Raw genomic sequence first — 25,184 nt, 5'->3', positions numbered from 1 at the left:
GCCTAGCGTTCCGGGTGTCCTGCGACGTCCAGCGCCTGCGGCAGCGTGAAGGCACCCGCGTAGAGGGCCTTTCCGACGATGGCGCCCTCGAGTCCTTCGACAACGAGCTGCCGGAGCGCGGCAAGGTCGTCCAGGCTGGAGATGCCTCCGGATGCGACAACGGGGCGCTGGGTCTTCTCCAATACGTCGCGGAGGAGCTGAAGGTTAGGGCCCTGCAGAGTCCCGTCCTTCGTCACATCGGTTACCACGTAGCGTGCGCAGCCGGCGTCGTCGAGACGGGCGAGTACCTCCCAAAGGTCGCCGCCCTCCTCGGTCCAGCCGCGGGCGGCCAGCGTCGTGCCCCGAACGTCGAGGCCGACGGCGATGGCGTCACCATATCGAGCGATGGCGCTGGCGGTCCAGACCGGATTTTCAAGTGCCGCGGTGCCGAGATTGACGCGCTCAGCGCCGAGCTCGAGTGCCTGGTCCAGGGAAGCGTCGTCACGGATGCCGCCGGAGAGCTCCACCTTGATGTTCAGTTCCTTGACGACGCGGGCGAGCAGGTCGCGGTTCGATCCGCGACCGAAGGCGGCATCGAGGTCCACGAGGTGAACCCACTCGGCGCCGTCGTTCTGCCACTGCAGGGCCGCGTCCAGGGGGTCGCCATAGCTGGTCTCGCTACCGGCCGCCCCTTGGACCAGCCGGACGGCCTGGCCGTCCGCGACGTCGACAGCCGGGAGGAGCTCAAGGATGGGAGATTCGGTGAAGGGGCTCATTCACGTCCTTTGTTCAGGTGTTCGGGCCGGCTCAGGTGGACGGCTTACGGGGTCAGGGTCAACAGAAAGGCAGCGAGCAGGGCCATCCCGGCGAGGACGCCGAAGCTGATGGTCAACGCCCTCGGCATCTGCTGGCGGTGGAACGAGACGACGCCGCCGATCAGCAGCCCCGCCAGCCCCATGAGGATCAGGCTCCACATCGGTCAGCGAAGGCTGCCGGTCCAGTTGCGCAGCAGTTGGGCTCCAGCATCTCCGGACTTCTCGGGGTGGAACTGCGTGGCGGAAAGCGGGCCGTTTTCCACTGCCGCAATAAAAGGGGAACCGTGGGTGGACCAGGTGACCTGTGGGGGGCGCATGGCCGGCTGGGTGACGTCGAAGTTCCATTCCTGGACTCCGTACGAATGCACGAAGTAAAACCGCTCGTCAGCCAGTCCCTCGAAGAGCACCGAACCTGGCGGCGGCTCGACTGTATTCCAGCCCATGTGTGGAACCACATCAGCTTTGAGCCGCTCAACCGTACCGGGCCATTCGCCCATGCCCTGGGTGCGCACACCGTGCTCCACGCCCTCCTCGAACAACACCTGCAACCCAACACAGATGCCAAGAACCGGGCGCCCTCCTGCAACGCGGCGCCCGATCATCCGAAGGGCGTCGACATCCTTCAGGCCCTGCATGACGGCAGCAAAGGCACCGACACCGGGCACAACAAGACCGTCGGCGTTCAGGACATCGTCGGCAGCCGCACTGAGTGTGACTTCAGCACCGACGTGTTCGAGTGCACGCACCGCAGAGCGGATGTTCCCCGACCCGTAATCGAGCACGGTCACTTTCGGTGCACTCATAGCGCACCCTTGGTGGACGGAATACCCGTGACGCGGGGATCCGGCTCGACTGCCGCACGAAGGGCCCGTGCAAAAGCCTTGAACTGAGCCTCCACGATGTGGTGCGGATCCCTGCCCCCGAGGACCTTCATGTGAAGGCAGATCTGCGCATGCAGCGTGATGGCTTCGAAAACGTGGCGCGTAAGGGAGCCCGTAAAGTGTCCACCGATGAGGTGATATTCCTGGCCGGCCGGCTCGCCCGAGTGGACCAGGTAGGGACGTCCGGAGATGTCCACGACGGCGTTCGCCAGCGCTTCGTCCAGCGGCACGGTCGCTTCGCCGAAGCGGCGGATTCCGGCCTTGTCACCAAGTGCTTCCCGGAGCACCTCTCCAAGTGTGATCGCCACGTCCTCGACGGTGTGGTGTACGTCGATATGCGTGTCGCCGCTGGCCTTGACCGTGAGGTCGATCAACGAGTGCTTTGCCAGAGCGGTCAACATGTGGTCGTAGAACGGCACAGAGGTGCTGATGTCAGAGCGGCCGGTGCCGTCGAGATCGAGTTCGACGAATACCGATGATTCACTAGTGGTCCGCTCGCGTCGGGCAGCGCGTTGGGCGGTAGCTTCCGCGGTCATGGGTGGTCCTTACGGTTGTAACGGCAACAGACGGGCAGTGGGCCCGTACGTGCATCCCGGTCTAGTTTAGGAGACGCCCGGCCGGATCAAAGATTCGAGGGTGTCAAGGAAGATAGTGGTCTCCTCCTGTGTACCGGCAGTGACCCGCAAGTGGTGCGGTATGCCGACGTTGCGGATCAGGACTCCGGCATCAAGGAGGCCCTGCCAGACTGCGCGCGGGTCCTCGATGCCTCCAAACAGCACGAAATTGGAGTCCGACGGCGCAACCGGCAGGCCCATGCCTATAAGGCCGGACACAATGCGGTCCCTCTGCCGCTTAATCTCATCGACGTTGGCGAGCAGCTTCCCGGAGTGCGTCAGGGCCGCCACTGCCGTGGCTTGAGTGATCGCGGAGAGGTGGTAAGGAAGGCGTACGAGCCGAAGGGCGTCCGCGATTTCCGGCGCCGCGGCCAGGTATCCGAGGCGCGCTCCGGCGAGAGCGAACGCTTTGCTCATAGTGCGCGAGACAATAAGCCGCTCCCTCCCGGGCAGCAGTTCGAGTGCGCTGGGCGTGCCCGTGTGGGAGAACTCCGCGTACGCCTCGTCCACAATGATGATCGCCTGGGCTGCCTCGCCTGCATCGTAGACCTCGGAGACAACGTCCAGGGAGAGGGCAGTACCGGTCGGATTGTTCGGGCTGCACAGGAACACAATGTTCGCTCCTGAGGAAGCCACCTGGTCAGCGGTCGACCGAACATCAAGATCGAAGTTGTCCTGCCTCGTGCCTGTCAGGTACTCAGTCCCCGTGGATCCGGCAAGTAAGGGATACATCGAGTAGGTGGGAGGGAAACCCAGAGCAGTTCGGGCAGGGCCGCCGAACGCAAGCAGGATGTGTTGGAGGACCTCGTTCGATCCGTTGGCTGCCCAGATGTTGTCTGCGGTGAGTCCGTGACCGAGGTAGCTGGCGAGGTGCTCGCGGAGGAGGGTGAACTCCCGGTCGGGGTAGCGGTTGAGTCCTGCTACGGCTTTCTGCACCGCATCAACGATCGCACTGCGAACGTCCTCCGGGACGCCATGGGTATTCTCGTTGACATTCAGAAGGATGGGTACGTCTATCTGCGGAGCACCGTACGGCCGGAGTCCGCGCAGGTTCTCTCGGATCGGCAGACGGCTAAGGCGTTCAAGCTGATCGGTCACTACCAGAGTTTAAGGCCGCAGGCTGCCCATTGAAGAATTCGTTGCGGGAGCGGGGCACTATTACGCACTTCCCCGGGACACTTCCATCCGACATCTTCAAGGCCTCACGGGCCTCCGACGGGGATATGGAGGGACTGCCCAGCCTGCACGGTGGACGAGGCCAGAGCGTTCAGTTCGACGATCTCCTCGACTACCGCACGCGGATCCCGGTTTGGTGCATACTCTGCGGCCAGTGCCCAGAGAGTCTCGCCCGACGTGACATTGACGCGCACGGTATTGGTGACTTCGCCCGCGCCTCCCGCGGCCTGTGCCTGCGAGGTGAAGAACGCACTGATGATGAGCAGCGCTGCGGCGAGAAGTGCGAGGGGCAGAGCTATCAGAACAATCCAGCCGCGGCGAGTGAGATGCAGGCCGGATGGTGCGCCGGTTCCGCGGTTCGGACGCATTTCCAGCCGGAATGTGGGAACTGATCCTGCGATATGGAGCGTCGACATGGCGTCCACCTTTCTCGTTGTGTGGATGTCCCAACAGCTTTTTTCGAAGCTGTGTTCTATTCCTATCCGTTTATTCTTAGCATTTGTGAACTAATATTGTCGAGACTCGCTCGAACAAATGTTTGAAAACGGACGTTCAGTCCCCTAGCGTTGCTGGCAAAGGTGACGGTCCGGCCGCTTCGAAACCAGCTCATCACCCACCACTGACAAAACAGGTTGGCGAGCGGCAGTCCGGGTCCAGCCAGAGGAAAGGGACGCATTCTCGTGGCAGATCTCAGTGCGGCAGAGGACATGACAGAGGTGCCTGCGCCAGACGCCAAGCGCGGACGCGGGCGTCCGCGGGGCCGGGCCACGCCAAAGGGAATGACACCCCGCCAGAAGAAGATTCTTGAGACCATCCAGCGCAGCGTTGCAGCGCACGGTTACCCGCCGTCCATGCGCGAGATTGGGGACACCGTCGGGCTTGCCAGCCTCTCAAGCGTCACGCACCAGCTCTCGCAGCTGGAGCGCATGGGTTACATCCGTCGCGACCCGAAGCGTCCCCGCGCCATGGAGATCCTGCTTCCCCTCACCCTTGGAGACGACGGTCCGCGCATCCTGCCTTCCTCCGCTGAGGAAGAAGAATCAGCGCCACTCTCGGCCGTTGATGCCGCCATGGTTCCGCTGGTCGGACGCATTGCCGCCGGCGGTCCTATCCTGGCGGACCAGCTGGTTGAAGACGTTATGCCGCTCCCCCGTCAGCTTGTCGGTCATGGAGAACTTTTCATGCTGCGGGTGTCCGGCGACTCCATGATCGACGCCGCCATCTGTGACGGCGACTGGGTAGTGGTCCGCCGTCAGAGCAATGCGGAAAACGGAGACGTGGTGGCGGCGCTTCTGGATGATGAAGCCACTGTGAAGACGTTCCGCCAGCGTGATGGCCACACCTGGCTCCTGCCGCAGAACACCAACTACGAGCCGATTCTCGGCGACCATGCCACCATCATGGGCAGAGTCGTCTCGGTGATGCGCGCCCTCTAACCCGCTCGCAACCTAGGCCGGTTGCGTGGGAGCAAGGCGCGTCAGAATCGCGAGCGCGGTTGCCCTGTCTGTCGTGGGCCAAAAGGGCGGCAGGGCGGCCCTCAGGAAGCCGCCGTAGCCGGCCGTTGCCAGGCGGGAGTCAAGTACGGCGACCATTCCCCTATCGTTCTGGGCGCGGATGAGCCGGCCCGCTCCCTGAGCAAGGCGTACCGCGGCGTGGGTGGCCGAGACATGCATGAAGCCGTTCCCCCCGGCCTTCGCCACAGCACGGGTTCGCGCCGTCATCAGCGGGTCGTCGGGCCGCGGGAAGGGTATGCGGTCGATGGTGACCAGGCGGCAGGAGGTTCCGGGCACATCAACGCCCTGCCACAGCGACATTGTGCCGAAAAGGCAGGTGTCGGGTTCCTCCGCGAACTGCTTTACCAGCGCAGACATGGAGGATTCGCCCTGGCAGAGGATCTCGACGTCGACTCTCCCCCGAAGCGCTTCGGCAGCATCTTCCGCTGCCCGCCGCGACGAGAACAGTCCGAGTGTTCCCCCACGGGAGGCCTTGATCAGCGCCTCGAGCTCGTCCAGCTGCTCCTCGGAAGTTCCGCGTCCGGGCTTCGGCAAGTCCTTGGCGACGTACAGTACGCCCTGCCGGGGATAGTCGAAAGGACTTCCGACGTCCACCCCGGTCCACGACGGCGCGCCCTCGCCGGTTAACCCGAGGGAGCCCGCGACCGGCCCGAATTCGGAACCGATCGCGAGTGTCGCTGACGTGAGCACGACGGTGTGATCCTCGAACAGGCCCCGCCTGAGACGTCCCGCAACCGAAAGTGGGGCAATGCTGATGGTGGCGGGCGAGGAGTCGTCCGCCGCTGAGTAACCGGAGCCGGGACTGAACGTGCTCGGACGGCTGGCCCACAGCACCTCCCCAGCGCCACCGGCTGAGACCATTCGCTCGGACAATTCGAGCAGCATCAGCAGACGCGAGCGGGCCATCTGCCGCCCGCCGTCCGCCGACTGGGCGGACCCGTCGGAGCTCGACTCGGATAGAGCCAGCCTGCAGGCTTCCCGCAATTGGACAAGCGCGAGCTCCTGCTGCTCATCGAGCCCCCCGGGCATTAAGCCGGTGGGTTGAGCGTCAAAGGCACCCTCAAAGGCGCTCTGCGCGGCATGCAGCGTGTCAGTATCCGCGCCCAGATGGCGGCGCGCCACCGAGGCTGCCGCTCCGATCAGAGCTCCGGAGAGTTGGCCGGACACCGCTGAGGTCACGCGGTCGTGCAGCTCGTGTGCTTCATCGATGACTACCACGTCGTGCTCGGGGAGCACCGCAAGCCCCTCGAACGCATTGATCGCCAGCAGGGCATGGTTGGTGATCACGATGTCCGCCTGCCCGGCTTTTTCTCGTGCACGCTCACTGAAGCATTCGTCGGCAACGGGACACTTCTGGGCGCCGAGGCATTCCATGGAGGAGACGGAGACCTGACGCCAGGCCCGATCGCTGACACCCGGGAGGAGCTCGTCCCGATCGCCGGTTTCGGTATCCTCAGCCCACTCCCGCAGCCGGACGATCTCCCGACCAAGTGGGGTCGACGGCCCGGCCGTGGGATGCGGTGCCGCGGTGTCGCCGTCGAGAGCAAACAGCGCTCCTGAATCGTCCTCGTCGGGGAATCCGCCGTCGGTCTTGTGGCGGCAGACGTAGTTGCTCCGGCCCTTGAGCAGCGCGACGTTCACCGGGCGCGGGAGTGAGCCGTGCAGTGTGTCGAGGAGCCTCGGCAGATCACGGTTAACAATCTGCGCCTGCAGTGCCAGGGTGGCGGTCGAAACGATGGAGGTCGTGTCGCTCTTCACCGCATGCGCAATCAACGGAAGCAGGTATGCCAGCGACTTCCCGGTACCGGTGCCAGCCTGCACCAGCAAATGGGTGCCGGTGTCGATTGCCTCCTCGACCTGGCGCACCATCTCATGCTGTCCGCTGCGCTGCTGACCGCCCATCGTTTCCACGACATGGTCAAGCAGTTGAAGGGGACTTACGCTCCCTTCAGCCATGCCTGACGAACGGCTCCAGTTCCGCGGCCAAGCCTTCCCGGACCATCACGTCGATCTGTGTACCGTCTTCCACATGCTCAAGGCGAAGGATCTCCGCATCCGGCTGGTGCAGACGGCTGACGACATCGCCGCGCTGGTAGGGCACGAGCAGGGTCAGTTTGACGCTGGGCCGCGGGATTGCCTGACTGATCAGCTCCAGCAGCTCCGGAATTCCCTGGCCAGTGCGGGCAGAAACGATCGCGTGGCGGGGTTCCCGCTGCCGGAGCCGTTCGAGCACGAAGGGATCGGCCGCATCCGCCTTGTTCAGGACCACAATTTCCGGCACCTTGCGCGCGTCGACTTCGGTAAGCACTTCGCGTACCGCAGCGATCTGCCCCTCAGGGTCGGGGTGCGAGGCATCCACGACGTGGAGAATGAGGTCGGCGTCCGCCACTTCCTCCAGCGTTGACCGGAACGCCTCGACCAGCTGGGTAGGAAGCGAACGGACGAATCCGACGGTGTCCGCGAGCGTGAACTCGAGCCCGTCAGGAGTCTGCGCACGCCGGATGGTGGGATCCAGCGTTGCAAAGAGCGCATTCTCGACCAGGACCCCGGCGTCGGTCAGGCGGTTGAGCAGGGACGATTTTCCGGCATTGGTGTACCCGGCAATAGCGACTGATGGAACTTCATGACGACGGCGGTTGGCCCGCTTGGTCTCACGGGCAGGCTTCATCCCGGCGATTTCACGACGGAGCTTGGCCATACGGGTGCGGATCTTCCGCCGGTCGAGCTCGATCTTGGTTTCACCGGGTCCACGGGAACCCATGCCTGCACCGGCACCGCCGACCTGGCCACCGGCCTGGCGGGACATCGAGTCACCCCAGCCACGGAGACGAGGGAGGAGGTACTCAAGCTGCGCGAGCTCGACCTGCGCCTTGCCCTCACGGGACTTGGCGTGCTGGGCGAAAATATCCAGGATGAGCGCCGTCCGGTCGATGACCTTGACCTTGACGATGTCTTCGAGTCCGCGGCGCTGCGACGGAGCGAGCTCACTATCGACGACCACGGTGTCTGCACCGGTTGCCATCACGATGTTCTTCAGCTCCTCGGCCTTGCCCGCTCCAAGGAAGGTTCCAGGGTCCGGTTTCAGGCGGCGCTGGATGATCCCGTCCAACACTTCCGATCCGGCCGTTTCCGCGAGTGCAGCGAGTTCGCGGAGAGAGTTCTCCGCCTCTTCGACTGTGCCTTCGCCCCAGATGCCCGCCAAGACCACGCGCTCAAGGCGCAGCTGCCGGTACTCGACTTCGGTGACATCCTCGAGTTCCGTAGACAGGCCAGCCACACGCCGGAGAGCGCGACGCTCCGCGAGGTCCTGCTGTTCGCCGTCGTACTCGGTGTGCTCCTCGTCGAGTTCCGAAAGGGCCTGGGCTCGGCCACTGGGGCCGTTGCTGAAACGGCGGGGAACGCCGTTGGGCGACGATGCGGGGTCCTTGGCAAGTATCCGGTCAATAACAGCCTGGATCTCATCCGGGCCCATTTCCGGCTCGGGCGTTGCCGACGCTCCGTGATGTGTGGTCATACTCTCCCTTGGTAACTGTCTTTCCATGGTAGTCCGTTGCCCCAAGTGCGTGGGCAAGATTCTCTGAGCGCGAAGACGGGCACAGGACCGATCGGCCGAAGCGGCGTCGTGGAGTGTGTGTTGCGGACTGTAGGTTCGCGGGCCGTGAGGAGCGCACTAGGCTGGAACACTATGGATTCGCAGCACTACTTCAGCGCCGCCCCTTCGGGACCGGATCGCCGCCGGCCGCTCCGGGTGACCCTTGCGGGCAAGGAGCGGGAGCTGGTTACATCGGGCGGTATCTTCAGCCCCGACGGCGTGGACAAGGGCACTGCCATCCTGCTGTCCGAGGTCCCGCCTCCAACCGGCTCGAACCTGCTCGACATTGGCTGCGGATGGGGACCGATTGCCCTCACAATGGCGCTTCAGGCACCGCAGGCGAACGTCGTGGCAATCGATGTCAATGAGCGTTCGCTGGAACTGACCAGGGAAAACGCACGCCGGCTGGATCTGTCCAACGTAAGCGCTGTCCTGCCCGACGACGTCAGCCCGGACATCTCCTTCGACACCATCTGGTCCAACCCGCCTATCCGCATCGGAAAGGACGCTCTCCACGAGCTTCTCCTGCGGTGGGTTCCGCGGCTGGCGCCCGGCGGCATCGCCTGGCTGGTCGTGCAGAAGAATCTTGGTGCGGACTCGCTGCAGCGGTGGCTCGCTGCCGAGCTTGCCGCCGATTACGACGTCGACAGGGCAGCCACCTCGAAGTCCTTCCGCATTCTACGGGTGACCCGCAGGGCCTAGGCGAAAGTACCGCTGGCTACCAGCACTGCAGGTCCGCTGAGGTGGACGTGCTCGGCTCCCCCGGGACTGATCGCAAAACGGACGCCGACAGTACCGCCGGGGACTGTGACGCTCCAGATGTCAGGGGCCTCTTCTCCTGCCCAGTATCGCGCGGCGACTGCCGCCGCGCAGGCACCGGTACCGCACGAGAGCGTTTCTCCCACTCCGCGCTCGTGGACACGCATGCTTACCTGCCCCACGCCGTCGTGCATGAGGGGGTCATGCGGGACGACAAACTCGACGTTGGTACCGTTCGGCGGCACCGGGTCCACGGAAGGCGCGTCGAACAGACGCGTTGCTCGCAGTTCGGCGATCTCAGCGAGGGCAACAACCGTGTGGGGATTGCCCATACTGATCGACAGGCCCGGCCTGGCAACCTGCAGTCCGTCGGCCTCCACCAGGGAATCAGTTGCACGCGAAGCTGCCGCGTTCGGATAGATGAATTCCCAGGGACCCATGTCGACCGAGTAACCGTCGGCAGACCGCTCGACCAGTTTGATGCCGCCACGGGTCCCGATGGCCACCACGGCACCCTCCGCCAGCTCGACCAGGCCCTGGCTGATCAGGAAATGAACAAACACGCGGACCCCGTTGCCGCACATCTCCGACATCGAGCCGTCACCGTTGCGATAGTCCATGAACCACTGCGCGCTTGGATTCTGTTCGAGCAGCGCCCTTCCCTCCGGCAGGAACGACGACGGCACCGCACGGATCAGACCGTCAGCACCGATACCGCGGTGACGGTCACAGGCGATCGCGACATCCGTGGCCGTCAGGTCCACCGACCCGTCCGGATCCGCAACGAGGATGAAATCGTTGCCGGTGCCGTGCCCCTTGGTGAAGGACAGGCCGGACAGTCGCGTACGGACGGGCGATGCTGCTTGGGCGTGGGTACTCACCGTTCTAGGATAGGGGTCCATCGCTGCGGACAATGCTCACGGCTTTCGCAACAAGCTCCGGATCCCGCCAGTGGAGCCAGTGCACCCGTTCATCGGCCCGGAACCAGGTCAGCTGACGCCGGGCAAAGCGCCGCGTAGCCGCAATGGTGTCCTCCGCTGCCTCCGCCGGTGACCATTCGCCGTCGAGCACGCGCAGGAACTGGCTGTACCCCAGGGCGCGCGCCGCGGTTCGGCCCTTCCGGAGGCCCTGCTCATCGAGCGTGCGTACCTCGTCCAGCAGCCCACGCTCGACCATGACATGCACGCGCTCGGCAAGCCGCTCCTTGAGGATGTCCCGGTCGACCTGCAGTCCAATCTGCACGGCGGGCTGGTGATACACGCGCTGCGGCATGTAGGAGCTGAAGGGCCGGCCCGTGATTTCGTGCACTTCAAGCGCCCGGATCACGCGGCGCTCGTCTTCCAGACGCTGTGCTGAAACGGGATCGACGGCGGAGAGTCGCTCCCTCAGGGCCGCTGACCCGTGCAGTTCGTTTTCCGATTCGAGGCGGGCGCGGACCATGGCGTCGGTCGGCGGAAATTCAAGCTGATCGAGGGCTGCGCGGATGTACAGGCCTGAGCCGCCCACGAGGATCGGCACGTTGCCCCGCGAACGGACATCCGCCATCACCTCGCGGCTGCGCTGTTGGTAGCGGGCAACGCTTGCTTCGTCACGGACGTCGAGGATGTCCAGGAGGTGGTGCCGTACGCCGGAGTGTTCATCGACTGACAACTTGGCCGTGCCGATGTCCATGCCGCGGTAGAACTGCATGGAGTCAGCGTTGATGACCTCACCGCCGAGCGCCTTGGCCAGCGCGATGCCCAACTCTGATTTCCCCGACCCCGTGGGTCCGACGACGGCGATGAGCGGCAGCGTTCCCGCCGCCTCCGTCCCGCTCATCTTAGGGACGGCGAACGGGAAGGGAGGGCATGCCCAGTGAGACACCCTTGCCGCCGATACCCGCAGCGCCCGGTGCCGGCGCTCCACAGGACTCTGCCTGCGCCCGGTCCCAGGCGTCACCGGCGCGTGAGCGACGCAGGTGGTAATCCTCTGCCGAGGGGTCAGCGATGAGGTGGAAGGCCGCGGCCGCAGTGATGGGTACGGTGACGAGGTCCCCGGGCCGTGGAGCCTCAGTGCCCTCCGGCACCGAGAAGTGCACGAGACGCTGGTCGCGGGCACGCCCGCTCAGTCGATGGGTCTCATGCGCTTTGCGGCCCTGCTGAGCGGTGACCATCACCTCCACCCGCCGGCCGACCTGCGCCGCGTTCTCCTCACCGGAGATGCGGTCCTGCAACGCGGTGAGCCTCTCGTAGCGCTCCTGTACAACTGCCTTCGGGAGCTGGTCGGGAAGATCCGCGGCAGGCGTGCCGGGCCGCTTGGAGTACTGGAAGGTGAAAGCGGTGGCGAATCGCGACTGTTCCACGACCCGAAGCGTTTCCTGGAAGTCCTCCTCGGTCTCTCCGGGGAAGCCGACGATGATGTCCGTCGAGATTGACGCGTGCGGCATGCGCCGGCGAACCCGGTCGAGAATGCCGAGGAACTTCTCCGACCTGTAGGAGCGGCGCATCGCCTTGAGTATGCGGTCGGAGCCGGACTGCAGGGGCATGTGCAGTTGTGGAGCCACGTTCGGCGTCTCTGCCATGGCGTCGATGACGTCGTCGGTGAACGCTGCGGGGTGGGGGCTCGTGAAGCGCACCCTTTCCAGTCCTGGGATGTCGCCGCAGGAACGCAGCAGCTTGGCGAATGCACCCCGGTCCCCGAACTCAACCCCGTAGGAATTTACGTTCTGGCCCAGGAGCGTGACTTCGATGGCCCCGTCCGCCACCAGTGCCTCGATCTCGGCAAGGATGTCGCCGGGGCGCCTGTCCTTCTCCTTCCCTCGCAGCGAGGGGACTATGCAGAAGGTGCAGGTGTTGTTGCAGCCGACGGATATGGACACCCAACCCGAGTACACCGCGTCGCGTTTGGTCGGCAGGGTGGAGGGGAAGACGTCCAGCGCTTCGAGGATCTCGAGCTGTGCTTCGTTGTTGTGACGGGCGCGTTCCAGCAGGGCGGGCAGCGCGCCGATGTTGTGCGTTCCGAAGACGGCGTCCACCCACGGCGCCTTGCGGAGGATCGTCTCCCGGTCCTTTTGGGCGAGGCATCCACCCACAGCAATCTGCATCCCGGGCCTGGATTGCTTGACGGGTGCAAGCTGACCGAGGTTTCCGTACAGCTTGTTGTCCGCGTTCTCCCGCACCGCGCAGGTGTTGAAAACGACGACGTCGGCCTGGTCTCCAGCGGCAGTGACGTAACCGGCGTCTTCCAGGAGGCCTGCGATCCGTTCGGAATCGTGCACGTTCATTTGACAGCCGAACGTACGCACTTCATACGTGCGCTGCTGGGCGGACACATGCTCTGCGGGCTGTGCTGGGGAAGGAAACGCAACTGTGGAACTCACCCATTAAGGGTACGGCCCACCGCTCCCTGTCCCAATCCGACGGCGTGCAGCCGTAGACGGCCAGCCGACGCGGGGAGATCCTAACCCTCGTCCGGGATATCCTGCTCGACGGAATCCCGCTCCAGAAGATTCTTGACGATCGAGAACGCGAGGGAGGGGGCGTAACCCTTCCGCGCGAGCATTGCTACCAGGCGGCGCACTTGCTTGTCGCGCTCCACGCGGTCATTGGGATCAGCGAGCGGCCGCAACTTCCTGCGTACAAGATCTTCGGCGGCAGCACGCTCGTCCTCATCAGTGCGTTGGGACAACGCATCTTCGGCCAACTCCCCCGTGATGCCCTTGTCCGCGAGCTCGCGCTTGATCGCCGATCTGGCCAGCGACCGGGTTTGCGCCCGGCTTCTGACCCACATTCGGGCGAACTCCGCGTCGTCAATCAGCTGGACCTCTTCATAACGGTCCAGGATCTCCTCCGCTACCTGCTCGGAAACATCCCGCTCGAGGAGTTTCATGAGGAGCTGGTGACGGCTGCGCGGTGCCATGGAGAGCTGACGCAAGACGATCGAGCGTGCAACCTCGTGGGGATCCGCTTCCAGGGTGAGGTCCGCCGGTGAACCAGGTGTGGGGCCCTGATTTCCCTTCGTCTTGCCTGAACGTCCGGCGCCGCGTCGGGTCGCGGCGCCGGACCCTCCGGAAAAACCACTCATAAACGGCTAGCCGGCCTCGCCGCCGACGGCCTTCAGCTTGGGAGCATCCTGTTCCGGTGCGGGTTCTACCGCACCTCCCACTCCCAGCTTTTGCCGGATCCGCTGCTCCAACTCGTCAGCAAGGTCGGGGTTGTCTATCAGGAACTTGCGGGCATTCTCCTTGCCCTGTCCCAGCTGGTCTCCGTCATAGGTGAACCATGCGCCCGACTTCTTGACGAGGCCGTTCTCTACACCGACGTCGATGAGTCCGCCTTCACGGGAGATTCCGAAGCCGTACAGAATATCGAATTCAGCCTGCTTGAACGGCGGAGCCATCTTGTTCTTGACGATCTTGGCCCGCGTCCGGTTACCGACCGGGTTTGTGCCCTCCTTGAGCGTTTCAATACGCCGCACGTCGATGCGCACGGACGCATAGAACTTCAGTGCCTTGCCGCCTGTGGTGGTTTCCGGGCTGCCGAAGAACACGCCGATCTTCTCGCGAAGCTGGTTGATAAAGATGGCGGTTGTCTTGGTCTGGCTCAGCCGGCCTGTGATCTTGCGCAGTGCCTGGCTCATCAGCCGGGCCTGCAGACCCACATGGCTGTCTCCCATTTCGCCCTCGATCTCGGCGCGGGGGACGAGCGCGGCAACGGAGTCGATGACGACGATGTCGATGGACCCTGAGCCCACGAGCATGTCCATGATTTCAAGTGCCTGCTCACCGGTGTCCGGCTGGGAGACCAACAGTGCGTCAGTATCCACGCCGAGCTTCTTTGCGTACTCAGGATCCAGTGCGTGCTCGGCATCGATGAAAGCCGCGATGCCACCGTTGCGCTGGGCGTTGGCTACCGCATGCAGCGCCACCGTGGTTTTACCCGAAGATTCCGGACCATAGATTTCCACGACGCGGCCGCGCGGGAGACCGCCGATTCCGAGCGCCGCATCGAGCGCGATGGAACTGGTGGAGATAGTCTCGATTGGCGCACGGATCTCGTCGCCAAGCCGCATGACTGAGCCCTTGCCGTACTGCTTGTCAATCTGGGCCAGTGCGGCCTCAAGAGCCTTTTCACGATTGGCTGGTACGGCCATAATTCACCTCGGTTTATTCATGGCCACCTAAGGCCCGTTTTACTGTTCCTTTTGACCGTAACGTCCCCCTCCGACAGTTTGCCCGGCGGAGCAACCGATGTGGATATCCTGCGCTGTTCAGCGGACATGTGGAGGACGTGTGGCAAGGAATGTTCTCCGTTCAGCATAGCCCGGTCCGAACACATATTCGATTGATTCGCCCGGCGTGTTCGGCTGCCGCTAGCGGGGCTTGACGTCCCGCCCCAGCCGGCGGTAATCGGGCACATCCTGCATTTCGCATACCGCGAGCCATACCGCCTTCGGATCGCTTCCTGCCTGCAGGGCCTGGGCAGGGGTCCGGTCTCCGAGGCCGGACAGATGCAGGGTCTGGGCCAGCGTCCGTGAGTAGGCGGATCCGAACTCGTCGTCCATCAACCGCCAGAAGTCACTTGTGCGCATGCTGCGCCCTCCTTCTCCTGATAAACCCTAGAATGAAAAGCATGACTGTAGACCGCCAGGAACCCGATGCTTCCGTCGATGCTGCCGTTCAGGCGTTGGAACAACAGCTCAGCATGCTGTGGCGGCGTGCGCGGTCAAACTCCTACAAAGTAGCGCGGCGCGTCCACCCCGATATGGAGCCGGCCGCCTACGGACTGCTGGTCATCTTACAACGGGAGGGCTCGATGCGCCTGACTGACTTGGCGGCCAGTATCGGGGTAGGCAAACCGTCCGTCAGCCGGCAAATCGCCATGCTCGAGCAGCTCGGCCTGGTCCAGAAGGCAGCCGATCCCCTTGACGGCCGCGCCCAGTCCATCAGTCTCACGGAGGACGGGTTGAGGCAGCTTTCGGCCGCACAGGAGGCCCGCAAGGAAGCTTTCCACCAACTGATGGAGGACTGGAGCCTGTCGGACCTTACGACACTCGGGAACCTCATTTCCCAGCTTAATCAGACCTATACCAAGGACAACTGGTAGCAGCACCGAACAGAAGAGGCTCGCCGCATGCGGCGAGCCTCTCCTCAACACTTTGAGTTGGTTATGAGTTGGTACAGAATCAGTTCTTGGTGCCTGCCAGGCCCCTGCTGAAACCGTCGGTGAAGTCCTCAGGCATATCGCCGCCGAACTGCTGGGCGAATTCCTGGGGAACCGTGTCAGGAACCGCGACTCCTTCAGCTTCTGCCAGACGATCACTGACCTCTCGGAGCATCAGCGACAGCGGCACATCAAGTGCTGAGCAGATTGACGAAAGCAACTCCGAAGACGCTTCCTTTTGACCTCGCTCTACCTCACTGAGGTAACCCAGAGAGACCCGGGCGCTGTGCGACACTTCCCTGAGCGTACGGCCCTGGCGCTGGCGGACGTCCCGCAGGACGTCTCCGATCTCGTGGCGTAAAACGACCATCTTGCGCTCCTTCGGCTTACGTTGCGGATCTTCTGCCAACCCCACATCCCGCCAACGGATAACACCGTTCACGGATACGGGTTGCTTTACCATGTGTATCGCCTAACTCCCTTGTGCTGACTACTGTGCAGCCGTCTGATTTAAGCCTAGCCCGTCTGAGTTCTGCGTGCTGGATACTATTGATAACTATTGCGGAACTCCGTTTGTTCCCGCCGGTTCGTGTTGAAGAGCCCCTGTCAGCAGTGTCACTGCCGCGTCACAGGTCGATTCCCGGATTTCCGCCCGGGTGCCGGTGAACCGGAACTCCCGGACCACACTACCGTCAACCGTATCAACAGCAACGACGACGGTGCCTACCGCTTTGCCTTCATGGGGCTCCGGTCCTGCAACACCGGTGGTAGACACGCCGACATCAGCACCGCACGCAATCCTTGCCCCCCTGGCCATCTGCTCGGCCACTTCACGGTCAACGGCACCCACGCGCGCAAGGAGTGCCGGGGAGACTCCAAGCAGGGCTGCCTTGACCTCTCGATGATAGGACACCACACCGCCCCGCAGGACTGCCGAAGCACCCGGGACGGTGGCCAGCGCGGCGGCAACCATTCCGGCGGTCAACGATTCTCCGGTAGCGATGGTCAGGCCGCGTTCCCGAGCAAGCGCAACCACCCGTTCAAGATTTGCAGCGCGGGTCTGCCCGCCCGTCACCGTGGGGTGCGCAGTTGACGGCTGATCCGCCTTCACAGCGGCGAGTTGGGTGCTGTGCGACGAAGACGGACAGCCTGCATCACGTAATCGATGCCTGTCACCACAGTGATGGCCAGTGCAGCCAACATCACGACGACGGCAGGCCACCACGCCCAGTCCCCGAGGGCCGGCACCAGCAGGTAAAGGAAGATCGCAAGAGTCTGGACGACTGTCTTCAGCTTTCCTCCGCGCGAGGCAGGCATCACCCCGTAACGGATAACCGCAAACCTGAGCAAGGTGATGCCGAGTTCCCGAACGAGGATCACTATGGTGACCCACCACCAGAGCTCCCCCAGTACGGAAAGCAGGATCAGTGCGGAGCCGATGAGCAGCTTGTCGGCGATGGGGTCGGCGATCTTCCCGAAATTCGTGATGAGGCCACGGCTACGGGCGATATCACCGTCCAGCTTGTCGGTGTAGATGGCGATTGCGAACGTTGCAACAGCGAGCCACCGGAGCATGCCGCCCTGGCTTGCATCGGCCAGGAGGAACCACACGAAGAACGGCACCAGCACGATTCTCACGACCGTCAGCACATTTGCGACGTTCAGGACTGGTACCGCTCCGGCGTCAGAATTACTCACGGATAAAGGCTACCTGCCTGTCAGTGACCAGGCGTCTTCCGATCCGTCATCGTCGTCGTCATGGTAGTCGGCGGCCTGCGGACGGGAGTCCAGATCCTCTGCGACCAGATCGGTGCCGCCACCGGGCGGGTAGCTCTGTTCGGCTGCCGGCTCGGCAGCCGCTGCCGCCGGCGGATCATCGCCCCGCATGGCAGCGAGAACCGGACCGAGGTCATCGGGCTTCACCAGAACATCACGCGCCTTGGAGCCTTCCGATGGGCCAACCACTCCCCTGGATTCCAGCAGGTCCATCAGGCGGCCGGCCTTGGCAAAACCGACGCGAAGCTTGCGCTGCAGCATCGATGTGGAACCGAACTGTGTGGTGACGACCAGTTCCGTGGCCTGCAGCAAAACTTCGAGATCGTCCCCGATGTCGTCATCAATCTGCTTCTTCGGCGCCTCCACCGCAACGTCATCGCGGTAGACCGCTTTCAGCTGTTCCTTGACGTGCTCCACCACGCGGTGGATCTCGGACTCAGTCACCCAGGCACCCTGAACGCGCATTGGCTTGGAAGCACCCATGGGCAGGAAGAGAGCGTCGCCCTGTCCGATCAGCTTCTCGGCACCCGGTTGGTCAAGGACAACCCGCGAGTCGGTGACCGACGAGGTGGCAAACGCCATGCGCGACGGTACGTTCGCCTTGATCAGGCCGGTCACGACGTCGACCGACGGCCGCTGCGTTGCAAGCACAAGGTGGATGCCCGCGGCACGCGCCAGCTGGGTGATACGGACGATGGAGTCTTCGACGTCCCTGGGCGCAACCATCATCAGGTCCGCGAGCTCATCGACGATGACCAGCAGGTACGGGTAAGGCCGCACAACGCGCTTTGAGTCCGGCGGAGGGACGACCTTCCCGTTCCGCACAGCCTTGTTGAAGTCATCGATGTGCTTGTAGCCGTAGTTGGCGAGGTCGTCGTAGCGGGTGTCCATCTCGCGGACAACCCATTGGAGGGCCTCAGCAGCTTTCTTGGGGCTGGTGATGATGGGGGTGATGAGGTGTGGCACACCCTCGTAGGCCGTCAGCTCAACGCGCTTCGGATCGACCATGATCATCCGCACCTCATCGGGTGTGGCCCGCATGAGTATGGACGTGATCATTGAGTTCACGAAGGAGGACTTACCCGCGCCGGTGGCACCCGCGACAAGGAGGTGCGGCATCTTGGCGAGATTCGCGACAACGAATCCGCCCTCGACGTCCTTGCCGACGCCCATGACCATGGGGTGGTCCGTCTTCCGCGCGTTTCCGGAGCGCAGGACATCGCCCAGCGACACCGTCTCGCGGTCAGTGTTCGGGATCTCGATGCCGATAGCGGACTTGCCTGGAATCGGAGACAGAATCCGGACGTCCGAACTGGCGACCGCATAGGAGATGTTCTTGGACAGCGCGGTGACCCGCTCCACCTTGGTGCCCGAGGCCAATTCGATCTCGTAGCGGGTGACCGTGGGTCCCCGGGAGAAACCGGTCACCTTCGCGTCGACGTTGAACTGCTCGAGGGTATGCGTAAGCGCTGCGACGACGGCGTCGTTGGCCTCGGAACGTTCCTTCGGTGGAGTGCCGGCGGGCAAATAATCTGACGGCGGGAGCGTATAGGTCACGTCTCCGGCGAGCGAGAGTTGCTCGGTCCGCTGCGGGATCGGGGTTGCGGGGGCCTGCGGCTGGACCGGGTTCGACGGAACGTGGACCGGCTGGGCGGCGGGTGCGCTGACCGGCGGCAGGACCGCCATCGCCTCGGTGGCCGGCTCTGCCTCTTCCAACCCCTGGTTGCGCTTGATCTTCTCGGTGGCAAGCTCCTGCTGGGTGGGACGACGCACGCCCGGCGGGATGGCCGGCGGAGCGGGGACGGGGTCGCCGTCGTCGTCGAGAACGGCGCGCTCGAAGGCTTCGTCCCCGACATACCCGTCCAGGTCCTCTTCCTGCTTCGAATCCTTCTTCCCGCCGAAGAGGCGGGACTTCTTCTTCGGCTTGGCCGCCGCACGCTGGCGGTCGGACAGGTAACTCTGGTCGTGCTCGTCGGTGTCCCCGCCGCCCTCGTTCAGGTCCTGACCCATGAGGTGCTCATAGAGCTTGCGCAGACGGGACGGGATATGGCGGAACGGCGTGGCAGTGATGATGAGAATGCTCACGAACAGCAGGAATGCGAGCACAATGGCCACGGGCCAGGCGGAGAGTATTGCAGCGGCAGGTCCGGCAACGAGATACCCGACCACGCCGCCGGCCCGCCACAGGGCATCCAGGCCGGCGGCAAGCTCGGGTTGTCCGCCCACCAGATGCGCAATGCCCGCACCGGCGAACGTGAGAACAGTGAGGCCGATACCGATTCGGTTATTGGCCTGGGGGTTTTCGGGGTAACGGAACAGGCGCACTGCACCGGTCAGCAGGATGAAGGGCAGCAGCAGCGCCATCCAACCGACGGAACCACCGGCGACAGCATGCACGACGTCGGCTACCGGACCCGTCAGCGCCCACCACTCAACCGTTGCCACGGCGGCGGCACAGAGGAAGAGGAAGAACCCCGTACCGTCCCGGCGGAGGTCTTTCTGCGGCTGCACGTCGTGACCGAATTTTCGGATTGCGCCGGCGACCAGGTGTGCCAGTCCCATCCAGAACCCACGAACGATGCGCATGGGCCACGGAAGTTTTTCTTCTGTCGCAGCCTCCGGCTGGGCCTTGCCCGAACCACGGGCGGTCGATCCCCGACCAGCGGCCGTCGATCCACGGCCGGCGGCTGACGTGGTGCGGGTGCGCGGCTGTTGCGAACCTCGCGGCTGTGGAGCTCGCGGCTGTTGACCCCGCGAAGAAGTGGGGGAAGTACGAGTCGCCATAGTCGCTACGCTACCCGATGGCACCCCCGGATCCCGGGATTAGCGCGCCCGCTAGGCCTCGAGGACGACCGGGATAATCATCGGACGGCGGCGGTGGCGGCGGTTGACCCAGGTACCCACCACGCGCCTCACCACCTGCTGTAACTGATGGGTGGTGTGGTCCTTGTTGCTCATGACTGCTTCGGCCAGGGCGGTGCTGATCTTCGGCTTGATGTCGTCGAACACCGAATCATCCTCGGCGAAGCCGCGGGCGTGGATGTCCGGTCCGGAGACGATCGTTCCCGTGCTGCGGTTGACCACGGTGATGATCGAGATGAAGCCTTCCTCGCCGAGGATACGTCGGTCCTTCAGGTCGGCGTCAGTGATCTCGCCGATGCTGGAACCGTCCACATACACGTATCCGCATTCCACCGCGCCCACGATCCGGGCCACGCCGTCCTTCAGGTCCAGGACGGAGCCGTCGTCCGCCTGGAGTACGTTCTCGCTCGGGATGCCGGTCTGGATCGCGAGGTTCCCATTGGCAATCAGGTGCCGCGTCTCGCCGTGGACGGGCATGACGTTTTTGGGCTTCAGGATGTTATAGCAGTACAGCAGTTCACCGGCCGCTGCGTGGCCCGATACGTGCACGCGGGCGTTGCCCTTGTGGATGACATCGGCGCCCAGCTTGAGGAGCCCGTTGATAACCCGGAAGACCGCGTTCTCGTTGCCCGGGATGAGCGAGGAAGCGAGGATGACGGTGTCTCCCTTCCCGACCGTAATCGGGTGGTCTCCGTTCGCCATCCGTGACAGCGCCGCCATCGGCTCACCCTGCGAGCCGGTCGACATCAACACGACCCGGTCATCGGGCAGGTTGTCCACGTTCTTCACGTCAACCAGGATCCCGTCGGGCACCCGCAGGTAGCCGAGCTTGGCTGCGATCGACATGTTGCGCACCATCGAGCGGCCCGCGAAACAGACGAACCGGCCGTGGGCTGCCGCGGCGTCGAGGACCTGCTGTACGCGATGGATGTGGGAGGAGAAGGAGGCAACGATGACGCGCTTCTTCACCTGGCCGAAGAGCCGGTCGAGCTCGGGGCCGATCTCGCGTTCCGCCGTCGTGAACCCGGGTATGTCCGCGTTTGTGGAGTCAACCATAAACAGGTCCACTCCCTCTTCACCCAGGCGCGAGAAGGCACGCAGGTCGGTGATGCGGCCGTCGAGGGGCAGCTGGTCCATCTTGAAGTCGCCGGTGTGCAGCACCGTACCGGCCTCGGTACGGATGAAGACAGCAAGCGCGTCGGGAATAGAGTGGTTGACGGCGACGAACTCACATTCGAAGGGGCCGAACTGCTCGATCTGGCCCTCCGCCACGGTGAGGGTGAAAGGCCGGATCCGGTGTTCCTGGAGTTTCGCCTCAATGAGCGCGAGAGTCAGCTGCGACCCGATCAGCGGAATGTCATTCTTGAGGCGCAGAAGATAAGGAACCGCGCCGATATGGTCTTCGTGCCCGTGGGTGAGTACCAAGCCCACAACGTCGTCCAGCCTGTCCTCGATGTAGGAGAAATCCGGCAGGATCAGGTCGACGCCGGGCTGCGTCTCCTCGGGAAACAGAACTCCGCAGTCCACAATCAGCAGTTTTCCGCCGATCTCGAAGACGGCCATGTTGCGGCCGATCTCACCGAGACCGCCGAGTGGAACAACCCTGAGTGTTCCCTCGGCTAGTGGTGGAGGCGGAATGAGTGCGGTTGCTGCGAGTTCTGTCATACGTCGGCCTTTCGGATGCTAGCGGTCAGTGCCCGCGGAAAAGTCCCAGCCCGCTTCGGCGAGATCGGCCAGTACCGGTTCCATCTCGACTGCGGTGGGATCAACAAGCGGCAGCCTCACCACGGAGTTGGAAAGTACGCCCTGCATCCGCAGGATTTGCTTGGCGGAGACTGCGCCCGGGATGTGCGTCATTACAGCGCGTACAACCGGGTCCAGTTCGAAGTGAATCTTCCGTGCTGTGACGAAATCACCGGCAGCCGCTGCGTCGACGAGGTCACGGAACTGCGCGGTGGCCACGTGGGCACTGACGCTGACAACGCCAACGGCACCGGCTGCCATCCATGGCAGCGTCAGGCCGTCATCACCCGCGTAGACATCCAGCGTTGTGTTGGCAAGCACGCGGGTGATGTCAGCGTAGTCCGCCTTCGCGTCCTTCAGCGCAAGGATCTTCGGGTTGTCGGCCAGCCGGATCATGGTTTCCGTGCTGATCGGGATACCGGCCCGGCCCGGGATGTCATAGATCATGATGGGCAGGTCCGACGCCCCGGCCACGGCGTCGAAATGTGCCAGAACACCGGCCTGCGTCGGCTTGTTGTAGTACGGAGTCACGACCAGCTGCGCGTCCGCGCCGGCCCGCTCGGCCCGCTTGGCCATCTCGACAGAGTGTGAGGTGTGGTTGGTACCAGTGCCGGCAATGACCTTCGCTCGTCCGCCGACTGCCTCTGCTACGACCCGGAAAAGGTCTTCCTTCTCCTGATCTTCAAGGGTGGAAGTTTCACCGGTTGTACCGGAGACGACGAGGCCGTCACACCCGTCCTCCACCAGACGGACCGCAAGCGCGGCCGTGGCGTCGAAGTCCACGGAGCCGTCGGCGGAGAAAGGCGTCACCATCGCGGTGACAAGAGAACCGAATGGGAGCGGGCGAATTTCGGAGGCAGCCATGGATCAAACTTACCCGCTGCGGCGGGCGTGAGAACATTCCATCATGGCCACCACTCAAAGCTCGGGCCGGCTCAGCGGCATCGACGCTGCCCGGGGCATTGCCCTCTTTGGGATGATGTCCACCCACGTCTTCCCCCTCTATGTGGAGGGCACCTCGGAAGCATCGTGGATAGGGGCCACCTTCTCGGGACGTTCGTCCGCCCTGTTCGCACTCGTGGCGGGTATGGGACTGGCGCTTCTGAGTGGCGGCAACAGATTGCATGACCGGGGCGGGATTTCCCGCGACCGGCGCGGAATTGCGTCACGCGCCGTCGTCATCGCGATGGTGGGGCTGATGCTCGGAGGGCTCGAGACAAACATTGCGGTGATCCTCTTCCACTACGCCGTCCTGTTCCTGATGGCTCTGCCGTTTGTCGGTCTGCCATTGCGCCGGCTGGCGTGGTGGGCGGTCGGATGGACCCTGCTGTCCCCGGTCGCTGCTTTCGTCCTCCGCCCGTGGATTGAGGCCACCGTCGTTCCGTCAGATCTGCACGGCAACCCTGCGCTTGAGCACTTCGGACAGCCCGTGACACTTCTCGCTGACATCCTTGTGACCGGCTACTACCCCGCGCTTCAGTGGTTGAGCTATCTGCTCCTCGGCATGCTGATCGGCCGCCTTAACCTGCGGGCGTTGGGAGTGCAGACGGGCCTGCTCATTGCCGGAGTCGGGGTCGCAGGTTCGGCCAAGTTCATCAGCGCGCTCCTGCTCGGGCCACTGGGCGGCATGGCCGTCCTGCTCGAGACTCCGGAGGGACGTGGCCACGACATTGAAGCGAGGCTCACGGTCAGCCTCACGGGTATCGACCAGAGCGGCACCTGGTGGTGGCTGGCGCTCAGCGCTCCGCACTCGGGGACGCCGCTGGATCTGGCACACACAGCGGGAACTGGCGCCGCCGTCGTCGGACTCTGCCTTCTTGTTGGCAGACGGCTGCCGGGGCTGCTGCTGCCGCTCTCCGCTCCCGGTGCCATGACGCTGACCCTTTACTCGCTGCATATCTGGATCATGAGCGTCGTCGATCAGCAGGACGTTCCGCTGGATCCGGCACCGGTTTACTGGGCTCAGGTCGTCGTGTTCCTTGCAGTCGGGTTGCTGCTGTGGAAACTCAATGCCCGCGGTCCGCTCGAGTATGTGGCGGCCGGCGCAAGCGACGTGGCACGGTCGACGGCGACGGTACGGAAACGTTAGCTAGTCCGTCCGGCCGCGGAAGAGCTTTGCTGCGTGCCGCATGGAACGGCGTGCGCGGGTGCGGTCTCCCGCAGCGTCATACGCGCACGAGAGCCGGAACCAGGAACGCCAGTCGCCGGGGTTGGCTTCTGCTTCCTCCTGATAGGCCGGGAACTGGGCGTCCGCGGCCTCCCGAACAATCCGGCCGGCAGGTGTCCGCGGCAGGTCATCGACCGGCAGCCCGCCCTCCGCATGCAGTGTGGTGGCCATCCGTTCTGTCTGGGCGCCGAACGACAGTTCGCGAACCAGCGCCCATGCTCCAATCGCCGGAAGCAGCAGGTATGCAACTCCGAGTGCTTTCGCCACGGGATCCGGGTCAGTCAGCAGGATAACGCTCCGCTGCAGGGCGACAACGAGCCAGAAAGCGAGCAGGACAGTGACGAAGATTACGCCGATTTTTACGCGATATTTCTTAATTATCTCCACGGCATTCATCACGCCTGCAGGTCCAGGTATCCGTCGAGGCCAACCGTGAGCCCTTTATGGGAACCGACTTCCCGGATGCCGAGCAGCACACCGGGCATGAAGGACTCGCGGTGAAAGGAATCGTGACGGATGGTCAGCTGCTCCCCGGCACCGCCGAACAGGACCTCCTGGTGCGCCACCAGACCGCGCAAACGCACAGAGTGAACCCGCACGCCGTCGATGTCACAACCGCGGGCGCCGTCCCGCGCTGTGCGGGTAGCGTCGGGGCTCGGCAAGAGACCGGCTTCCTTGCGTGCTTCCGCGATCAGCTCAGCCGTGCGCTCCGCGGTACCGGACGGGGCGTCCACCTTGTCCGGGTGGTGCAGTTCGATCAGCTCGACTGATTCGAAGTACTTCGCTGCCCGAGCGGCGAAGGCTGTCGCCAGGACCGACCCGAGCGCGAAGTTCGGCGCGATCAGAACGCCCACGTCAGCCTTTCCGGCAAGCAGCTCCCGGAGCCGGGCGAGCCGCTCCGCGTCCCAGCCGGTGGTGCCGACAACAGCATGGATACCGTGTTCGACGGCGAACGCGACGTTCTGTTCCGTGCTCTCCGGCACCGTGAGGTCCACGACCACCTGCGCTCCGGCTGCCACTACATCCTCGAGGGAATCGTGCCTGCCCAGCGCAGCGACAAGTTGGAGGTCATGAGCGGCGTCGATCGCCTTGACGGCCTCGGAACCCATGCGCCCGGACGCGCCAAGAACGGCAACGGAGGTCAGTTGTGTCATGGCTCCAAGGGT

26 protein-coding genes are annotated in these 25,184 nt (G+C 64.0%); 4 read left to right on the top strand and 22 right to left on the bottom strand.

All coding sequences use genetic code 11. The annotated features are described in order from the left end of the window. Window positions 1-2: 2 nt before the first annotated feature. The 6 genes from priA to AC5RTB_RS03680 form a co-directional block, all read right to left on the bottom strand. Complete coding sequence (gene priA, locus AC5RTB_RS03705) at window positions 3-755, bottom strand: bifunctional 1-(5-phosphoribosyl)-5-((5-phosphoribosylamino)methylideneamino)imidazole-4-carboxamide isomerase/phosphoribosylanthranilate isomerase PriA (protein WP_494059708.1); 753 nt, start codon at window positions 753-755, stop codon at window positions 3-5. A 44-nt stretch (window positions 756-799) separates the two neighbouring features. Continuing rightward, window positions 800-955 (bottom strand): hypothetical protein, encoded by a 156-nt coding sequence (locus tag AC5RTB_RS03700; protein WP_494059707.1) that lies wholly within the window; start codon window positions 953-955, stop codon window positions 800-802. Between the two features lie 3 nt (window positions 956-958). After that, window positions 959-1,597 carry an imidazole glycerol phosphate synthase subunit HisH gene (hisH, locus tag AC5RTB_RS03695; protein WP_494059706.1) on the bottom strand — a complete coding sequence of 213 codons (639 nt, stop codon included), beginning with the start codon at window positions 1,595-1,597 and terminating at the stop codon, window positions 959-961. After that, window positions 1,594-2,211 (bottom strand): imidazoleglycerol-phosphate dehydratase HisB, encoded by a 618-nt coding sequence (gene hisB / locus AC5RTB_RS03690; RefSeq protein WP_494059705.1) that lies wholly within the window; start codon window positions 2,209-2,211, stop codon window positions 1,594-1,596. The genes hisH and hisB overlap by 4 nt, the downstream gene beginning before the upstream one ends. 66 nt (window positions 2,212-2,277) lie before the next feature. Next, entirely contained in the window at window positions 2,278-3,387 is a 1,110-nt protein-coding gene (locus AC5RTB_RS03685; RefSeq protein ID WP_494059704.1) for a histidinol-phosphate transaminase, read from the bottom strand. A 104-nt stretch (window positions 3,388-3,491) separates the two neighbouring features. Then, window positions 3,492-3,881, bottom strand: coding sequence for a LysM peptidoglycan-binding domain-containing protein (locus AC5RTB_RS03680; RefSeq protein ID WP_494059703.1), 390 nt, complete (start codon window positions 3,879-3,881; stop codon window positions 3,492-3,494). Window positions 3,882-4,172: 291 nt separating this feature from the next. Between AC5RTB_RS03680 and lexA the strand changes: the two genes are divergently transcribed. Then, the gene (lexA, locus tag AC5RTB_RS03675) at window positions 4,173-4,901 is read left to right on the top strand and encodes a transcriptional repressor LexA (RefSeq protein ID WP_494059769.1); all 729 of its coding nucleotides are present in this window, start codon (window positions 4,173-4,175) and stop codon (window positions 4,899-4,901) included. A 12-nt stretch (window positions 4,902-4,913) separates the two neighbouring features. Here the strand turns inward: lexA and AC5RTB_RS03670 are convergent, their stop codons facing one another. Further along, the gene (locus tag AC5RTB_RS03670) at window positions 4,914-6,935 is read right to left on the bottom strand and encodes an ATP-dependent DNA helicase (protein ID WP_494059702.1); all 2,022 of its coding nucleotides are present in this window, start codon (window positions 6,933-6,935) and stop codon (window positions 4,914-4,916) included. After that, the gene (hflX, locus tag AC5RTB_RS03665; RefSeq protein ID WP_494059701.1) at window positions 6,928-8,493 is read right to left on the bottom strand and encodes a GTPase HflX; all 1,566 of its coding nucleotides are present in this window, start codon (window positions 8,491-8,493) and stop codon (window positions 6,928-6,930) included. The genes AC5RTB_RS03670 and hflX overlap by 8 nt, the downstream gene beginning before the upstream one ends. A gap of 171 nt (window positions 8,494-8,664) precedes the next feature. On the opposite strand from hflX, the gene AC5RTB_RS03660 reads away from it, so the two are divergent. After that, complete coding sequence (locus AC5RTB_RS03660; protein WP_494059700.1) at window positions 8,665-9,273, top strand: class I SAM-dependent methyltransferase; 609 nt, start codon at window positions 8,665-8,667, stop codon at window positions 9,271-9,273. Here AC5RTB_RS03660 and dapF read toward each other — a convergent pair. From dapF to AC5RTB_RS03630, 6 genes are all read right to left on the bottom strand, one after another. Next, a complete protein-coding gene (gene dapF / locus AC5RTB_RS03655) occupies window positions 9,270-10,232 on the bottom strand; it encodes a diaminopimelate epimerase (protein ID WP_494059699.1) in 963 nt (320 codons plus the stop codon). The genes AC5RTB_RS03660 and dapF overlap by 4 nt on opposite strands. Further along, a complete protein-coding gene (gene miaA / locus AC5RTB_RS03650) occupies window positions 10,216-11,148 on the bottom strand; it encodes a tRNA (adenosine(37)-N6)-dimethylallyltransferase MiaA (RefSeq protein WP_494059698.1) in 933 nt (310 codons plus the stop codon). The genes dapF and miaA overlap by 17 nt, the downstream gene beginning before the upstream one ends. Window position 11,149: 1 nt before the next feature. Continuing rightward, entirely contained in the window at window positions 11,150-12,640 is a 1,491-nt protein-coding gene (gene miaB / locus AC5RTB_RS03645; protein WP_494059768.1) for a tRNA (N6-isopentenyl adenosine(37)-C2)-methylthiotransferase MiaB, read from the bottom strand. A 128-nt stretch (window positions 12,641-12,768) separates the two neighbouring features. Further along, a complete protein-coding gene (locus AC5RTB_RS03640) occupies window positions 12,769-13,392 on the bottom strand; it encodes a regulatory protein RecX (protein WP_494059697.1) in 624 nt (207 codons plus the stop codon). A 6-nt stretch (window positions 13,393-13,398) separates the two neighbouring features. After that, the gene (gene recA / locus AC5RTB_RS03635) at window positions 13,399-14,460 is read right to left on the bottom strand and encodes a recombinase RecA (RefSeq protein WP_490890877.1); all 1,062 of its coding nucleotides are present in this window, start codon (window positions 14,458-14,460) and stop codon (window positions 13,399-13,401) included. 219 nt (window positions 14,461-14,679) lie between these two features. Next, window positions 14,680-14,898 (bottom strand): DUF3046 domain-containing protein, encoded by a 219-nt coding sequence (locus tag AC5RTB_RS03630; protein WP_494059696.1) that lies wholly within the window; start codon window positions 14,896-14,898, stop codon window positions 14,680-14,682. A 41-nt stretch (window positions 14,899-14,939) separates the two neighbouring features. On the opposite strand from AC5RTB_RS03630, the gene AC5RTB_RS03625 reads away from it, so the two are divergent. Continuing rightward, window positions 14,940-15,413 carry a MarR family winged helix-turn-helix transcriptional regulator gene (locus AC5RTB_RS03625; RefSeq protein ID WP_494059695.1) on the top strand — a complete coding sequence of 158 codons (474 nt, stop codon included), beginning with the start codon at window positions 14,940-14,942 and terminating at the stop codon, window positions 15,411-15,413. 79 nt (window positions 15,414-15,492) lie between these two features. Here AC5RTB_RS03625 and AC5RTB_RS03620 read toward each other — a convergent pair whose 3' ends face one another. From AC5RTB_RS03620 to dapA, 6 genes are all read right to left on the bottom strand, one after another. Next, window positions 15,493-15,933, bottom strand: a complete 441-nt coding sequence (locus AC5RTB_RS03620; protein ID WP_490890874.1) for a helix-turn-helix domain-containing protein — start codon at window positions 15,931-15,933, stop codon at window positions 15,493-15,495. A 93-nt stretch (window positions 15,934-16,026) separates the two neighbouring features. Beyond that, window positions 16,027-16,581, bottom strand: coding sequence for a CinA family protein (locus AC5RTB_RS03615; protein ID WP_494059694.1), 555 nt, complete (start codon window positions 16,579-16,581; stop codon window positions 16,027-16,029). Beyond that, window positions 16,578-17,168, bottom strand: a complete 591-nt coding sequence (gene pgsA, locus AC5RTB_RS03610; protein ID WP_494059693.1) for a CDP-diacylglycerol--glycerol-3-phosphate 3-phosphatidyltransferase — start codon at window positions 17,166-17,168, stop codon at window positions 16,578-16,580. The genes AC5RTB_RS03615 and pgsA overlap by 4 nt, the downstream gene beginning before the upstream one ends. A 9-nt stretch (window positions 17,169-17,177) precedes the next feature. After that, complete coding sequence (locus AC5RTB_RS03605) at window positions 17,178-20,030, bottom strand: FtsK/SpoIIIE family DNA translocase (protein WP_494059692.1); 2,853 nt, start codon at window positions 20,028-20,030, stop codon at window positions 17,178-17,180. Between the two features lie 51 nt (window positions 20,031-20,081). Further along, the gene (locus AC5RTB_RS03600; protein ID WP_494059691.1) at window positions 20,082-21,773 is read right to left on the bottom strand and encodes a ribonuclease J; all 1,692 of its coding nucleotides are present in this window, start codon (window positions 21,771-21,773) and stop codon (window positions 20,082-20,084) included. Between the two features lie 18 nt (window positions 21,774-21,791). Next, a complete protein-coding gene (dapA, locus tag AC5RTB_RS03595) occupies window positions 21,792-22,715 on the bottom strand; it encodes a 4-hydroxy-tetrahydrodipicolinate synthase (protein WP_494059690.1) in 924 nt (307 codons plus the stop codon). 43 nt (window positions 22,716-22,758) lie between these two features. Here dapA and AC5RTB_RS03590 point away from each other — a divergent pair, with 43 nt between their 5' ends. Next, on the top strand, window positions 22,759-23,940 hold the full coding sequence (locus AC5RTB_RS03590; RefSeq protein ID WP_494059689.1) for a heparan-alpha-glucosaminide N-acetyltransferase domain-containing protein: 1,182 nt from the start codon (window positions 22,759-22,761) through the stop codon (window positions 23,938-23,940). On the opposite strand, the gene AC5RTB_RS03585 is transcribed toward AC5RTB_RS03590, so the two are convergent. Together AC5RTB_RS03585 and dapB are read right to left on the bottom strand one after the other, a co-directional pair. Then, the gene (locus AC5RTB_RS03585) at window positions 23,941-24,414 is read right to left on the bottom strand and encodes a hypothetical protein (RefSeq protein WP_494059767.1); all 474 of its coding nucleotides are present in this window, start codon (window positions 24,412-24,414) and stop codon (window positions 23,941-23,943) included. Then, entirely contained in the window at window positions 24,414-25,172 is a 759-nt protein-coding gene (gene dapB, locus AC5RTB_RS03580; protein WP_494059688.1) for a 4-hydroxy-tetrahydrodipicolinate reductase, read from the bottom strand. The genes AC5RTB_RS03585 and dapB overlap by 1 nt, the downstream gene beginning before the upstream one ends. Between the last annotated feature and the right edge of the window lie 12 nt (window positions 25,173-25,184).

This window comes from Arthrobacter sp. M71 S08 (assembly GCF_059089725.1).
Note: the sequence above shows the minus strand (reverse complement) of the source record. Positions and strands in the feature narration are given on the sequence as shown.

Coding starts and splice junctions, on each gene's coding strand:
- AC5RTB_RS03680 (WP_494059703.1), bottom strand. CDS start 3,881: ATGTCGACGCTCCATATCGCAGGATCAGTTCCCACATTCCGGCTGGAA.
- hflX (WP_494059701.1), bottom strand. CDS start 8,493: ATGACCACACATCACGGAGCGTCGGCAACGCCCGAGCCGGAAATGGGC.
- lexA (WP_494059769.1), top strand. CDS start 4,173: ATGACAGAGGTGCCTGCGCCAGACGCCAAGCGCGGACGCGGGCGTCCG.
- AC5RTB_RS03660 (WP_494059700.1), top strand. CDS start 8,665: ATGGATTCGCAGCACTACTTCAGCGCCGCCCCTTCGGGACCGGATCGC.
- AC5RTB_RS03640 (WP_494059697.1), bottom strand. CDS start 13,392: ATGAGTGGTTTTTCCGGAGGGTCCGGCGCCGCGACCCGACGCGGCGCC.
- recA (WP_490890877.1), bottom strand. CDS start 14,460: ATGGCCGTACCAGCCAATCGTGAAAAGGCTCTTGAGGCCGCACTGGCC.
- priA (WP_494059708.1), bottom strand. CDS start 755: ATGAGCCCCTTCACCGAATCTCCCATCCTTGAGCTCCTCCCGGCTGTC.
- AC5RTB_RS03590 (WP_494059689.1), top strand. CDS start 22,759: ATGGCCACCACTCAAAGCTCGGGCCGGCTCAGCGGCATCGACGCTGCC.
- hisH (WP_494059706.1), bottom strand. CDS start 1,597: ATGAGTGCACCGAAAGTGACCGTGCTCGATTACGGGTCGGGGAACATC.
- AC5RTB_RS03630 (WP_494059696.1), bottom strand. CDS start 14,898: ATGCGCACAAGTGACTTCTGGCGGTTGATGGACGACGAGTTCGGATCC.
- dapF (WP_494059699.1), bottom strand. CDS start 10,232: ATGGACCCCTATCCTAGAACGGTGAGTACCCACGCCCAAGCAGCATCG.
- AC5RTB_RS03620 (WP_490890874.1), bottom strand. CDS start 15,933: ATGGTAAAGCAACCCGTATCCGTGAACGGTGTTATCCGTTGGCGGGAT.
- dapB (WP_494059688.1), bottom strand. CDS start 25,172: ATGACACAACTGACCTCCGTTGCCGTTCTTGGCGCGTCCGGGCGCATG.
- AC5RTB_RS03585 (WP_494059767.1), bottom strand. CDS start 24,414: ATGAATGCCGTGGAGATAATTAAGAAATATCGCGTAAAAATCGGCGTA.
- AC5RTB_RS03625 (WP_494059695.1), top strand. CDS start 14,940: ATGACTGTAGACCGCCAGGAACCCGATGCTTCCGTCGATGCTGCCGTT.
- AC5RTB_RS03605 (WP_494059692.1), bottom strand. CDS start 20,030: ATGGCGACTCGTACTTCCCCCACTTCTTCGCGGGGTCAACAGCCGCGA.
- AC5RTB_RS03700 (WP_494059707.1), bottom strand. CDS start 955: ATGTGGAGCCTGATCCTCATGGGGCTGGCGGGGCTGCTGATCGGCGGC.
- dapA (WP_494059690.1), bottom strand. CDS start 22,715: ATGGCTGCCTCCGAAATTCGCCCGCTCCCATTCGGTTCTCTTGTCACC.
- miaA (WP_494059698.1), bottom strand. CDS start 11,148: ATGAGCGGGACGGAGGCGGCGGGAACGCTGCCGCTCATCGCCGTCGTC.
- AC5RTB_RS03670 (WP_494059702.1), bottom strand. CDS start 6,935: ATGGCTGAAGGGAGCGTAAGTCCCCTTCAACTGCTTGACCATGTCGTG.
- hisB (WP_494059705.1), bottom strand. CDS start 2,211: ATGACCGCGGAAGCTACCGCCCAACGCGCTGCCCGACGCGAGCGGACC.
- AC5RTB_RS03600 (WP_494059691.1), bottom strand. CDS start 21,773: ATGACAGAACTCGCAGCAACCGCACTCATTCCGCCTCCACCACTAGCC.